Consider the following 12,925-nt stretch of genomic DNA (forward strand, 5'->3'; position numbering starts at 1 on the left):
CGACTGTTCGGGTACGTGAGCCGACTGTTCGGGTACGTGAGCCGACCGTCCAGGTCAGCTGCGCAGGGAGCCGGGGAAGAGGTCGGCGTCCGCGGGGAGTGACGTCCCGTGGAACCAGTCCGTGAAGAAGGTGTGGAGGTCCTGGCCGGAGACGCTGCCCGTCATGTTCTCGAACGCCGTCCAGGTCGCGTTGCCGTGGCGGTACTTCGCCGGCCAGTCGTGCAGGAGACGGTCGAACGCCGGGTCGCCGATCTTCCGGCGCAGCGCGTGCAGGGCGAGGATGCCCTTGTCGTAGACGCCTTCGAACTCGTGCCCGGCACCCATGCCGACCAGCTTGCGGCTCCAGAAGTCGGCGCTGCCGCGGGTCAGCTCGATCGCCGCGCGGTAGCGGTCGTCGAGGTTCTGCCCTTCGCGCTCGCCCCACAGCCACTGCGCGTACGACGCGAAGCACTCGTTCAGGCAGACGTCGGACCAGTCGGCGACCGAGACCGAGTCGCCGAACCACTGGTGGGCGTTCTCGTGCACCAGCGTCAGCAGCTCGGCCCACTTCGCGTACGTCGGGCGGGTCTGCGTCTCCAGCGAGAAGTGGATGTCCTCGTTCAGGTAGATCCCGCCGGCCGCGGACTGCGGGTACGGCCCGAACTTGCCGCTCAGGAAGGTGAGGACCTCGGGCAGCCGGTCACCGGTCGCGCGGTGCGCCTCGGCGCCCGGCGCGTACGCGGAGACGACCGGGGTGCCGTCCGGCAGCGTCGAGCGGTCGACGCCGAACTTGTCGATCGCGACGGTCGTCAGGTAGCTCGCCACCGGGTTCGACTCGGTCCACGTCGTGGTGGTCCGGCCGCCGGCGTGGACCGGCGGCAGCTCCCGGCCGTTCGAAATCACCGTCCAGCCGTCCGGGACGTGCGCGGTGAGCGTGAAGGTGGCCTTGTCGCGCGGGGTCTCGTTCACCGGGTACCAGAACGCGGCCGAGTGCGGCTCGCCGACCATGAACGCGCCGCCGTCGGCCGAGTGCTGCCAGCCGTTCTCGCTGCCGCCGCCGTGCGGGGTCTTCGCCGGGTCGCCGCCGTAGCGGACGCGGGTGTGGAACGTCGTCCCGGCGCGGATCGGCGCCGCCGGGGTGACGACCAGTTCGTAGGCCTTTTCCCGGCTGAACTTCGCCGGCTGGCCGTCCACTTCGACACTCGCGACGTCGAGTCCGCGCAGGTCGAGGTCGAACCGGCTGAGGTCCTGGGTCGCCTTGGCCGTGACGGTCGTGTCGCCGTCGAGCCGGCCGCTCGGCGGGTCGTAGCTCGCGTCGACGTCATAGTGCAGGGCGTCGTACCCGCCGTTGCCGTCGTCCGGGTAGTACGGATCACCGGCGCCGGCGGCCCCGGGCGCCGGGTGCATGGGCAGCGGTGGCGGCGGCGCCGGGACGGGGTCACCGCTGCAGGCCGCGGCGGCGATCACCACACTGCAGAGGGCGAGGGCGGTGAGTCGGCGGCGCATGCGACTCAGCCTAGGTCATCGTGCGCGACCACTCGGTCACGTTCCGCACCTGCGGATCTGTGGTTAGGTGGCCGCGTGCTCTGTTTCGGCGGCAGCGGCGTGCCGATCGTTCTGCTCCACGGTCTGATGGGCCGGGCGCGGACGTGGCGGCGGGTCGCGGAGTGGCTCCGGCCCTACGGCGCGGTCTACGGTCTCGACGCGCGCGGTCACGGCAGCGCGCCGCGGGTCGGGCCGTGGACGACCGAGCGGTTCGCCGACGACGTCGCCGAGGCGCTGCGCACCCTCGACGCCGGCCCGGCGGTGCTGATCGGTCACTCGATGGGCGGCCTGCACGCGTGGGCGACGGCCGCGCGGTACCCCGAGCTGGTGCGGGCGGTGGTGTCCGAGGACTTCGCGCCGGACCAGCGCGGCCGGACCGTCGAAACCTGGCGCGGCCACTTCGAGAGCTGGCCGGTGCCGTTCGAGTCGCTGGACCACGTCCGCGAGTTCTTCGGCGACGCGGGGGAGTACTTCGCGGACTGCGTCGAGGAGCGTGAAGACGGGTTCCACCTGGTCGCCGACCTGGAGGATCTGTACGTCATCGCCGCGGAGTGGGGCCGCGTCGACTACTGGTCCACTGTGGACGGAATCCGCTGCCCGCTGCTGCTGGTCGAGGGCGAGCACACGGCCATGCCGCCGGGCCAACAGGCGGCCGTCGCCGCGCGGGTGCCGGGCGCGAAGCACCTGGTCGTCCCCGGTTCGGCCCACCTGCCCCACGACGAAGCCCCGGAGACCTACCGAGGCGCCGTCGAGGCCTTCCTGTCCGACGTCTTGAATCGCTAACGCGCCACTTTCCTAGGGAAAGATGCGTTTTTGTCACCCGGAAGGTGGAAGGGAGCGGGGGTTAGTTGTGGGACAGGTCGGATCTCCAGGCTGCGGTGGAGCGGTCCGCCGGGACGATCAGCGGCCAGACGTCCGCGCCGAGGAAGCCCGTCTCGTCGGCCGCCGTCGACGCCGTGCACGTGTCGCGCGGCAGTGAGGCCCGGGCCGCCAGCGCCGCCACGGCGTCCTTTGTGGACTTTCCGAAGATGCCGTCCGTCGGCACGTCGGCGCCCGAATCGCGCAGGAACTGCTGCGCGAGCTGGACCCGCCGGCCCGTGTCACCCGGCTTCAGCAGCGGCCACTCGGCGACGTCCGATCGCGCCACCGAGACGCCGAGGACGCGGCCCACCGCCGTCCGCAGCTCCGGCAGCCGGTCGTAGAGCACCTGGCCGCAGCACTCCGTCGAGTTGAAGTCGCGGTGGCCCTTGATGAACTCGGGCGTGATGCCGTACTGGTGCGCGATGTAGGCGACCAGGCCCACCAGCGAGTTCCACAGCGCCGTCGGGACGTCGACCGTGCTGTAGAGGCCTTCGTTCTCGATGCCGATGCACTCGCTGTTGTGGTTGCCGACGTTCGCGCCCTGCACGTGCTGGGTGCCGCCGCGCAGGATCTCGAGGCTGCGGTGCCGCCCCTCGGTGACGAACCCGCCGCGGCTGTTCGTGAACTGCTGGCCGGTGTCGATCCAGCCGCGCGTGTCCATGTGGAAGTTCTGGATGTCCCGCGAGATCTGGAGCGCGTGGGCCAGCGAATAGTCGGTGACGTTCCCCGGATCCACGGTGTGGTGCACGACGATGTACGTCGGCTTGTGGTTCTCGACCACGATGGCGCCGGACGCGGCGCGCGCTTTCCACTCGGCCGTGCCGTGGATGGTCGGCGTGGGCACGGCCGCCGCTGCCGCCGTTCGAACCCCAGCCAGCCCCAGTGTTCCGACCGCGGTCGCCGTGAATCCCGCTTTCAGCAGGGCACGGCGGTCAAAGTCCGCCATTTGCGTGACACCTTCCGCCGGAATGCAACCAGCAGAAGGTAACCCCGCATCGCGCCGTTGACAACTATTGACCAACTTTTGTTGTAGCGCGTTAGTGTTCGCCCGGAAGTGCGAAGAGGCCGTCGCGGGTCTGCTCCAGCAGGCCGTCGACCAGCAGGGAGTCCAGGCAACGATCACGCTGGCCGCCGTCGTGCCAGACCAGGTCCAGCTTCGCCTTTTCGACCGGGCCCTCGGTGCCGCGCAGGACGTCGAGCAGCAGCCCGCGCACCTGCCGGTCGGTGCCCGCGAACTTCTGCACTGGCTTGGCCGGGCCCGCGTACTCCGGCCGGCCGGCGTGCTGCCACGCGCACTCGTCGTACACCGGGCAGTCCGCGCAACGCGGGGCGCGCGCGGTGCAGATCAGCGCGCCCAGTTCCATGATCGCGGCCGAAAAGCGAGCGGCCGGCGCGTCGTCGGCCGGCAGCAGCGCCTCGACGTCGGCCATGTCACGGGTGTTCGACGCGGGCCCGGCGTCACCCGCGCCGTGCACCGCCCGCGCGACGACCCGCCGCACGTTGGTGTCGACGACCGGCGCGCGCTGCCCGTAGGCGAACGCGGCGACGGCCCGCGCGGTGTAGGCGCCGATCCCCGGCAGCGCGAGCAGGGTGTCCACATCGGACGGGACGACGTCGCCGTGCTCGGCCGCGATCACCCCCGCCGCCTGGTGCAGCCGCAGCGCGCGGCGCGGGTAACCGAGCTTGCCCCAGGCCCGCACGACCTCGCCCTGCGACGACACGGCCAGCGCCGAGGGCACCGGCCAGCGCGCCATCCACTCGTGCCAGATCGGCTCGACGCGGGCGACCGGCGTCTGCTGCAGCATGATTTCGCTGACCAGGACACCCCAGGCCGAGCACTCGGGCTCGCGCCAGGGCAGGTCCCGGCCGTGCGCGGAGAACCAGTCGAGCAAAACGTCAGCGTCCACAGCCACGCCGGGAGGCTACTTCGCGTACTTCGGCAGCTCGCGGGCGACCTCGTCCGGCGACGGCATGGCGGCGATCTCCGCGGCGATCGCGCGCGCCGCGTCGCGGTGGGCCGGCAGCTTCCGCACCTGTTCGGTGACGGCGTCCGCGCTCAGCTCGCCGGGCAGCAGGCGCAGCGCGGCACCGGCGGCGCAGAGCGCCTCGGCGTTGGCGAACTGGTCGGCGCCCTGGGGCAGGAGCAGCTGCGGCACGCCCTCGGCGAGCGCGCCGAGCGTCGTGCCGCTGCCGCCGTGGTGCACGACCGCGTCGGCGTGCGCCACCACGTCGGCCTGCGGCACCCAGGCCCGGATCGTGACGTTGGCCGGCACGGCGCCGAGCTCCTCGGGGCGCACCCGGCCGGTGGCCACCACGATGTGCGCGTCGAGGGCGCTCAGGCCGCGGATCGCGGTGGTGAGCACCTCGGGCGTGCCGAACGCGGTGCCGAGCGTGAGGTAGACGAGCGGCCGCGACGGCTGCTCGAAGCCGCCCGGTTCGGCGTACGGCACGGGCCGCAGCGCGATCCGCCCGGCCGTCGCGAGGAAGTCCTCGTCCTGCAACGACGGCGGGCAGATGTCCAGGTGCACCCCGCCACTGGGCCGCTCGAAGCCGATTCCGCCGGGGAGCATCCGGCCGAACCCGTGCCAGAGGGCGGGGATCCCGGCGCGCCGCGCGGCGACGGCCGCCTCGGGCACGCCCCAGCCGTGCACGACGAGGTCCGGCCGCACCCGCGCCAGCTCCGGTTCGAGGTCCTCGGCGTAGATCTCGTAGAACGAGTCCGCGGGCCGGAAGGGCCGGAGCCCGTTCCGGAGCAGGGCCGCGTGGACGTGCTCACCGGCGGCGAAGCGCACCTCGTGCCCGGCGTCCCGGACCGCGGTCGCGAGCGGGATCAGCGGGTAGGTGTGGCCGGCCGACGCGAGGCCGGCGAAGAGCACGCGCACGCTGTTCCCCGTTCAGATGGTGACGGCATCTGAACGCGTACGCTACTCGACCTCGGAAAGCCGCCCGGTCTTGACGTCGTAGACGAAGCCGCGGACGTTGTCGGTGTGCAGCAGGAAGTCGCTGCGGCGCACGCGCTCCACCGACGTCCGGACGCTGTTCTCGACGTTGCGGAACGCCTCGACCGCCCAGGTCGGGCGCAGGCCGGTGTCGCTCTCGAGCTCGTCCTTGAAGTCGTCTTCGGTCACCATCGAGAGGCCGCATTCGGTGTGCTGGACGATGAGGACCTCGCGGGTGCCGAGCTTGCGCTGCGACAGGGCCAGCGAGCGGATCATGTCGTCGGTCACCACACCGCCGGCGTTGCGCAGGACGTGCGACTCGCCCTGGAGCAGGCCGAACAGCTCGAACACCCGGATCCGGGCGTCCATGCAGGTCAGGATGGCCACCTGGAGCGACGGCTTCGGCGACGAGCGGTCGCCGGGCGTGACTTCGCCGAGTTCCTGGTTGCGCTTGAGCAGTACGTCGATCGAGGTCATCGGTCACCTTCCGGCCAGTGGCCCCGCGGCGCGGGCGTTCCCCACTATTGGACCGGCCGGTGCTCGATCGGGCAACGGGATACGAGCAAAGTCACGGACTATCCGTGGTGCTCAGCCCCCGAACCAGGGCTCCTCGACGGTCCGCGGCGGCGCCGACGTCCGGCCGATCCGCAGCTCGGTCGGCAGCGTGATCACCTTCGGCGCGCTCCGCTCACCCGAGCTGAGCAGCAGCCGGCCGGCCGCCTTGCCCTTCTCGAGCACCGGCTGGTGCACGGTGGTGAGCCCGATCCGCTCGGCTTCGGCGATGCCGTCGAAGCCGGTGACGGTGAGGTCCTGCGGCACGCGCAGCCCGCGGCGTTCGGCCTCGGCCATGGCGCCGAGCGCGAGGATGTCGGAGGTGCAGATCACGGCCGTGATCTGCGGGTACGCGTCGAGCAGCTGCCGGGCGGCCGACGCGCCGTCGTCCACCGTGTGGTCGAACCGCTCGACCACCGGGACGCCCGCCCAGTCGACGCCGGCACCGGAGAACGCCACGGCGAGCGCTTCGAGCCGGGTGCGCTGGACGTGGAAGTGCGCGCCGCTCTGGCGCACCGGGGAGACGAAGTCGTCGTTGCGCTCGCGGGCCAGCCGCATGCAGATGACGCCGACCTGCCGGTGGCCGAGGCCGACGAGGTGCTCGGCGATCTTGCCGACGGCCGCCGCGTCGTCCGGGCCGACGCGGTCGATCCCCTCGATGCTCGGCTGGTCGATGATCACCGTCGGCACCGGCCGCTCCAGCACGGCGGCCAGGTGCGGGTCGTCGTCCGGCACGGAGTAGACGACGAAGCCGTCGACACCCGCGCGGTGCACCGCGGCGACGTCCTCCCGGCCCGGGCTGGCCGGCACCAGGTGGAGGCCGACACTGGCGTCTTCGCAGGCCAGGGCCAGTCCTTCGAGGACACCGACGGCGGCGGGGTCGCGGAAGGCGTAGGAGAGGTTTTCGGTCAGCAGCAGCCCGACGGCGCCGGCCTTGCGGGTGCGCAGCGAGCGGGCGACGGGGTCAGGTCCGGGGTAGCCGAGGCGCCGCGCGGTCTCGAGGACCCGGCGGCGCAGTTCCGGGGACAACTGGTCCGGCCGGTTGTAGGCGTTGGACACCGTGGTCCTGGACACACCGAGCTCCGCCGCGAGCGACGCCAGTGTCGCCTGCCTCCGGGTGCGAATAGGACGTCCCATCAGCAAACCGTAACGGTTCAGATCGTTTTCCTGAAGAGACACCCCGCGTGGTCGATGTCTCGATCCGCATGCACGTCGGCGCATACACCAGCCCCGATCGGATTGCCAGGGTGTCATCCGGATGGGGTAAAGTGAATCTGACAACGGTTTCCATTAGCAGTCGTGCATCTCTCGCAGGAGTCCCCGATGAGTTCCCGCCGCACCAGGAGCGCGCTCGCCGCCGCTTCGGCCCTGTCCCTCTTCGCGCTCGCCGCGTGCTCCGGCGGCGGGTCGTCCGGCGCCGACGGCGGTGGTCAATCCGGCGGTGACGGCAAGATCAAGGTGGTCGCCTCGACCGACGTCTGGGGCAGCGTGGCCAGCGCGGTCGGCGGCGACAAGGTCGAGGTCAAGTCGGTCATCCACGACCCGTCGGCCGACCCGCACTCCTACGAGACGACGGCCGACGACGCGCTGGCGGCGAAGGACGCGCAGCTGCTGCTGTCCAACGGCGGCGGTTACGACGAGTTCTTCGGCAAGCTCACCGACCAGGCGGGCGACGCGAAGAAGGTCGTCGCCTACGACGTCGCCGCGACCGGCGACGAGAACGAGCACGTCTGGTACGACCTGCCCGGCGTCGACAAGGTGGCCGACCAGGTCGCCGCACAGCTCGGCGAGCTGCAGCCGGCGTCGAAGCAGCTCTTCACCGACAACGCGACCGCGTTCAAGGCGAAGGTCGACGCGCTGGAGAAGCGCCTCGGCGAGCTGGGCGCGGCGCACCCGGGGACGAAGGTCGTCGTCACCGAGCCGGTCGCGCACTACCTGCTCCGGAGCGCGAAGCTGACGGACGCGACACCCAAGGCGTTTTCCGACGCGGTGGAGAACGACACCGACGTCCCGGCGGGCGCGGTGAACGAGTACAAGCAGCTCATCGCCACCAAGCAGGTCAAGGCGCTGATCAACAACGCGCAGACGGTGACGCCGCTGACCCAGGACGTCGTCGGCCAGGCGAAGGCCGCCGGGATCGGCGTCGTCGACGTGACCGAGACGCTGCCCCAGGGTGTGACGGACTACATTGGCTGGATGACCGGGGAAGTCGATGCACTCGCGAAAGCGTTGAGCTGAGCATGCCTCCCGTCTCCGACGATGTACGCCCCGCGGTCCGGGTCCGCGGCGCGGGTCTCGCGTTCGGTCCCCGGACGCTCTGGTCGGGTCTCGACCTCGTCGTCGAGCCCGGGGAGTTCCTCGCGGTGCTCGGCCCGAACGGCTCCGGCAAGAGCAGCCTGCTCAAGGCGTTGCTCGGCATGCAGGGCCTGTCCGCGGGCACGGTCGAGATCGCCGGCGGCCGCCCGGGCGGCGCGAACCGCAAGGTCGGCTACATCCCGCAGCAGCGCGCGATCGACGAATCGCTCACGCTGCGCGGCGTCGACCTGGTCGGGCTGGGCCTCGACGGGCACCGCTGGGGTACCGGCCTGTTCGGCATGGCCGCGCGACGGCGCCGCGTTTCCGAAGCCATCGAAGCGGTGGGCGCGACGCGGTACGCGAAGCAGCCCGTCGGCCGGCTGTCCGGCGGTGAGCAGCAGCGGCTGCGGGTGGCGCAGGCCCTGGTCGGCGACCCCGAAGTGCTGCTGTGCGACGAGCCGCTGCTGTCCCTGGACCTGGCGCACCAGCGCGCGATCAGCGAGCTGATCGACGAGCGGCGGCGCACGTCGGGCACCGCGGTGCTGTTCGTGACGCACGAGATCAACCCGGTGCTGCCGTTTGTCGACCGGGTGTTGTACCTGGTCAACGGGTCCTTCCGGATCGGCAAGCCGGACGAGGTGATGACCACCGAGACGCTGTCGCAGCTGTACGGCACGCGGGTCGAGGTGCTCAAGGTCGGCGGCCAGATCCACATCGCGGGCGCGCAGAGCTCCCTGTGCGAGCAGGAGCCGCACCACCACGAACACGACGTCGAAGAACAAGTGGGCTGAGTCTTGGATCTGTTCGACTTCGGCAAGACCTGGGAACTGATCACCGAGCTCGACGGCGTCCAGACGGCGTTGCTGGCGGCGGCGATCCTCGGCCTGGTGGCCGGCGTGCTCGGGCCGCTGATCGTGATGCGCCGCATGTCGTTCGCCGTGCACGGCACGTCCGAGCTGGCCTTCACCGGCGGCGCGGCGGCCCTGCTGCTCGGTATCGGCGTCGAGTACGGCGCGCTGATCGGCGCGGTCGTCGCGGCCCTGCTGCTGGGCATCCTGGGAGCGCGGGATGCCGACCGCGACTCGGTGATCGGCGTGATCCTCTCGTTCGGCCTCGGCATGGGCGTGCTGTTCCTGTCCTTCTACAAAGGACGCTCCGGCAACAAGTTCGGCATCCTGACCGGCCAGATCATCACCATCGACTCGACGAACCTGACGTTGTTCGTGGTGTCGTCGGTGGTGGTCTTGGCGGTGCTGGCGCTGGTGTACCGGCCACTGCTGTTCGCGTCGGTGGACCGCAACGTGGCCATCGCGCGCGGCGTCCCGGTGAAGACGTTGACGGTGGTGTTCGCGCTGCTGGTCGGCATCTCGACGGCGCTGAGCGTGAAGGTGGTCGGCTCACTGCTGGTGGTGGCGCTGATGGTGACGCCCGCGGCCGCCGCGGCGCGCGTGACGGCGTCCCCCTGGAAGGCGACGGTGCTGTCGATCGTCTTCGCCGAGGTGGCGGCCCTGGGCGGCATCGTGCTGTCGCTGGCACCGGGCCTGCCGGTGAGCGCGTTCGTCACGGCGATTTCGTTCTTGATCTACGTGGTGTGCCGCCTGATCGCCTGGCAGCGCGACCGCCGGACGCGGGTACGAGCGGTGACCTCGGCCGCCGAGCTGACCCCGGTGGCCTAACCGTCCGCGACCGAAGATGGCGACCCCATCGGGACGGGGCGTCGGGAATGGCCGCTACGTACAATCGCCGTGAGGGCGAAGCGCCAGGCCGGGATTCCGGCACCGGTGCGAGGGAGGGGCCAGGATGTTCGGTTCGAAGAAGAAGCTCGACGATCTGATGGCGCAGCTCAGGCCCGACCTGAGCCGGGAATCGCTCGGCGTCGGGCCCGGCTTCCCGGGCGTCGCCCCGAACCCGTTCCTGAGCCGTGATGCATCGAAGCGCAAAGCGGAATTGCGCACGGGGACGCTTGCGCTCGGCGTTCTCGTCGACTGGCGGGAGGTCAACAGCAATCCACGCGTGGTCCTGATGCTCGACGTGGAGACCGCCGGCGGCATCTCGTTCCGCGGTATCGCGGACGAAGACCTCACGATCACCGAGCTCACCCGACTCGCCCCGGGACAGACGTTGCCCGTGCGCTACCGGCCGGCCGTCATGGACCACTACGTCGCCCTTGCCCGGGACGCGGACCCCGCCCAGGTGCAGCGGCTCTCCGACGAGATCGCGAGCCGCAAGCGGACCTGACCCGAAGCCGTCGGCCGGGTTCCCAGGGTGTGTCTACGCCGGGCTCGTCAGCCCAGCATCAGCAGGACCTGCAGCTCCCCGACCAGGAAGCCGATCACCCCGCCGACCGCGATCAGCTTCCACTCGTCCTGCCGGAACGCGGGCCGCAGCAGGCCCTCGAACTCCAGCGGTGTCAACGCCAGCATCCGCTGCTCGATCATCTTCGCGACGTCCATCGCCTCGGTCAGGTAGCCCTCGGCGTAGCGCGCTGTGTCCGGCAGGTGCTGCAACGCCTTGACCGCCGCCGCGTGCTTCATCTCACGCAGCCGGGGGCCACCCACCGTCAGCGTCAGCACCGAGGCCGACATCTGGGTGTCGACCGCCGACGAGACCATCTGCTCCACCAGCGCCGCCAGGCGATCCGCGCGCGGGCCGCGCAGGACGGCGTCCAGCAGGTTCTGGACGGTGAGGACCTCGTTCGCGATCAGCTCGCCGTACTGCCGCGCGACCTCCGCGCGTCGCCGCTGGAACTTGCCCTGGAAGATCACCCGCCCGAGGCGGACCGGTTCGCGCGGGACGAAGATCAGCTTGATCGCCAGCCAGTCCGTGCACAGCCCGATCACGCCGCCGAAGACCGGCAGCACCCACGGCTCGCGCGTGAACGCCCAGACGATCGTCTGCACCAGGCCCAGCCCGAAGCCGAAGTAGATGCCCATCCGCGCGATGAACGCCATCTCCGGCCGGGACGTCTCGCGGATCAGCCGCACCAGCAGCGCCTTGTCGCGGGTGAGCCGCTGGACCGTCATGTGCTGGACGTCGAGCACTTCGTCGAGGTTCTCGCGGACGTCGTCGAGGAACTCCCGCACCAGCCGCGGCGCCGACGACTGGACCTGCTTGATCAGCATCTCCTGCGCCAGCGTCGGCATGACCTCCCACAGCCGCGGGTGGTGCTCGGCGAGCACCTCGCGCGCGATGTGGTCGACCGCGCGCAGCAGCGGCTGCTCCAGCTCGTGCGTGATGATCACCGGGTCGATCCGGCCGAAGACCTCGCGCAGGTCGAGGAGGTTCGCCGTCAGCAGCTCGGTGGCGACCGCCGCCATCCGCCCGCCGTGCTTGGGGACGACCCCCTGCCAGCCGAGCAGCGGCGGGATCCCGAGGAACTCCACGGGCCGGAACATCATCTCGATGGCGACGCGCTTGGTGACGTACCCGATCAGCGCCGCGATGAACGGCATCGCCGTGTACAGCGGCCAATGCGCGGCGAAGTCGGCCAGGACAGCGTCCATCCGACCTCCCTCGCAGTGCCGAGAACGAAACCGTACCGGCTAGCCGAGCAGGGCGAGCACCTGCAGTTCTCCGACGAGACCGCCGATCACCGCACCGACCGCGATCAGCTTCCACTCGTCCTGCCGGAACGCCGGCCGCAGCAGCTGCTCGAACTCCAGCGCGCTCAGTTTCCGCATCCGGTCCACGATCGTGTTGCGGACGTCGAGCGCGTTGATCGCGTAGTTCTCGGCGTACCGGATCGTTTCCGGGACGCGCTCCGCGGCCTTCGTCGCGGCCGTCTGCTTCATCTCCTGGAACCGCTTGGTGCCGACGGCGATGGCGACGAACGGCTTGACGACGCTCGCCTGCGCGTCGATCGTCTTCTGCACCTCGCGGGTGATCATCGCGAACAGCCTGTCCGACTTCGGTCCGCGCAGCACCGCTTCGAGCAGGTTGGGGATGGTGATGATCTCGCGCGCGATCATGTCGCCGTAGTCGGCGGCCACGACGTCGCGGCGCTTCTGGAACACACCCTGCCAGGTGTAGAGCCCGAAGAACCGGCGTGGTTCGCGCGGCAGGAAGATCATCTTCAGGGCCAGCCAGTCGGTGAGCCAGCCGATGGCGAGGCCGAACAGCGGCAGCACGATCGGCGACTTCGTCAGCGCCCAGACGACGAGCTGCACGCAGCCGAGGATGAAGCCGAAGACGATGCCGGAGCGGGCGATGAACCGCATCTCCGGGCGTGAGATGTCGCGGATCAGCCGGTTCAGCAACGCCTTGTCGCGCACCAGGTTCGTCACGACCATGTGCTTGAGGTCGAGGACGTCCTCGATGTTGTCGGCGATCTCCCGCATGATCTTGGTGATCGCCTTCGGCGCTTCCGACTGGACGCGCTTGAGGAGCAGCTGCTGCGCGGTGTTCGGCAGCACCTCCCACAGCCGCGGCTGGTAGGTCTCCATGACGTCGCGGGTGACGTCCTCGACCACTCGTAGCAGCGGCTGCTCGATCTCCTTCGCGACCTGCGCCGGGTCGAGCCGGGCGAAGATCTCCTTCGGGTCGACGAGGTTCGTCGTCAGCATCTCGGTGGCCGTCGCCGCCATCCGCTCGGCGTTCGCCGGCAGCACGCCCTGCCAGCCGAGGAACGGCCTGACCCCGGTGAACTCGAGCGGCCGGAACATCATTTCGATGGCGACGCGCTTGGTGACGTACCCGATCAGCGCGGCGATGAACGGCATGGTGACGTACACCTGCCAGTGCGTGCTGAAGTCCAC

The 12,925-nt window shown here is 70.5% G+C and carries 13 protein-coding genes; 5 read left to right on the top strand and 8 right to left on the bottom strand.

All coding sequences use genetic code 11. The annotated features are described in order from the left end of the window. Positions 1 to 54 precede the first annotated feature (54 nt). The gene (locus OG494_RS40425; protein WP_328447844.1) at positions 55 to 1,485 is read right to left on the bottom strand and encodes a M1 family metallopeptidase; all 1,431 of its coding nucleotides are present in this window, start codon (positions 1,483 to 1,485) and stop codon (positions 55 to 57) included. Positions 1,486 to 1,560: 75 nt separating this feature from the next. On the opposite strand from OG494_RS40425, the gene OG494_RS40430 reads away from it, so the two are divergent. Continuing rightward, positions 1,561 to 2,307, top strand: coding sequence for an alpha/beta fold hydrolase (locus tag OG494_RS40430; RefSeq protein WP_328447846.1), 747 nt, complete (start codon positions 1,561 to 1,563; stop codon positions 2,305 to 2,307). 61 nt (positions 2,308 to 2,368) lie between these two features. On the opposite strand, the gene OG494_RS40435 is transcribed toward OG494_RS40430, so the two are convergent. The 5 genes from OG494_RS40435 to OG494_RS40455 form a co-directional block, all read right to left on the bottom strand. Next, positions 2,369 to 3,331 carry a peptidoglycan recognition protein family protein gene (locus tag OG494_RS40435; protein WP_328447848.1) on the bottom strand — a complete coding sequence of 321 codons (963 nt, stop codon included), beginning with the start codon at positions 3,329 to 3,331 and terminating at the stop codon, positions 2,369 to 2,371. Positions 3,332 to 3,422: 91 nt separating this feature from the next. Continuing rightward, positions 3,423 to 4,298, bottom strand: a complete 876-nt coding sequence (locus tag OG494_RS40440) for an A/G-specific adenine glycosylase (RefSeq protein WP_328447850.1) — start codon at positions 4,296 to 4,298, stop codon at positions 3,423 to 3,425. A 9-nt stretch (positions 4,299 to 4,307) separates the two neighbouring features. After that, a complete protein-coding gene (locus OG494_RS40445) occupies positions 4,308 to 5,267 on the bottom strand; it encodes a glycosyltransferase (protein ID WP_328447852.1) in 960 nt (319 codons plus the stop codon). Positions 5,268 to 5,309: 42 nt separating this feature from the next. After that, on the bottom strand, positions 5,310 to 5,801 hold the full coding sequence (locus OG494_RS40450; RefSeq protein WP_328447854.1) for a beta-class carbonic anhydrase: 492 nt from the start codon (positions 5,799 to 5,801) through the stop codon (positions 5,310 to 5,312). Positions 5,802 to 5,912: 111 nt separating this feature from the next. Further along, a complete protein-coding gene (locus OG494_RS40455; RefSeq protein ID WP_328447855.1) occupies positions 5,913 to 7,013 on the bottom strand; it encodes a LacI family DNA-binding transcriptional regulator in 1,101 nt (366 codons plus the stop codon). A gap of 186 nt (positions 7,014 to 7,199) precedes the next feature. Between OG494_RS40455 and OG494_RS40460 the strand changes: the two genes are divergently transcribed. From OG494_RS40460 to OG494_RS40475, 4 genes are all read left to right on the top strand, one after another. After that, on the top strand, positions 7,200 to 8,114 hold the full coding sequence (locus OG494_RS40460) for a metal ABC transporter solute-binding protein, Zn/Mn family (RefSeq protein WP_328447856.1): 915 nt from the start codon (positions 7,200 to 7,202) through the stop codon (positions 8,112 to 8,114). A gap of 2 nt (positions 8,115 to 8,116) precedes the next feature. Then, complete coding sequence (locus OG494_RS40465; RefSeq protein WP_328447858.1) at positions 8,117 to 8,962, top strand: metal ABC transporter ATP-binding protein; 846 nt, start codon at positions 8,117 to 8,119, stop codon at positions 8,960 to 8,962. Between the two features lie 3 nt (positions 8,963 to 8,965). Next, positions 8,966 to 9,847: a metal ABC transporter permease gene (locus OG494_RS40470; protein ID WP_328447860.1), complete on the top strand. Its 882-nt coding sequence runs from the start codon at positions 8,966 to 8,968 to the stop codon at positions 9,845 to 9,847. A 124-nt stretch (positions 9,848 to 9,971) separates the two neighbouring features. Then, entirely contained in the window at positions 9,972 to 10,409 is a 438-nt protein-coding gene (locus tag OG494_RS40475) for a hypothetical protein (protein ID WP_328447862.1), read from the top strand. Positions 10,410 to 10,456: 47 nt separating this feature from the next. On the opposite strand, the gene OG494_RS40480 is transcribed toward OG494_RS40475, so the two are convergent. Together OG494_RS40480 and OG494_RS40485 are read right to left on the bottom strand one after the other, a co-directional pair. After that, positions 10,457 to 11,674 (bottom strand): DUF445 domain-containing protein, encoded by a 1,218-nt coding sequence (locus tag OG494_RS40480; protein ID WP_328447864.1) that lies wholly within the window; start codon positions 11,672 to 11,674, stop codon positions 10,457 to 10,459. Between the two features lie 39 nt (positions 11,675 to 11,713). Then, a complete protein-coding gene (locus tag OG494_RS40485; RefSeq protein ID WP_328459176.1) occupies positions 11,714 to 12,889 on the bottom strand; it encodes a DUF445 domain-containing protein in 1,176 nt (391 codons plus the stop codon). Between the last annotated feature and the right edge of the window lie 36 nt (positions 12,890 to 12,925).

The sequence above is a fragment of the Amycolatopsis sp. NBC_00438 genome (genome assembly GCF_036026695.1).
Classification (GTDB): Bacteria; Actinomycetota; Actinomycetes; order Mycobacteriales; family Pseudonocardiaceae; genus Amycolatopsis.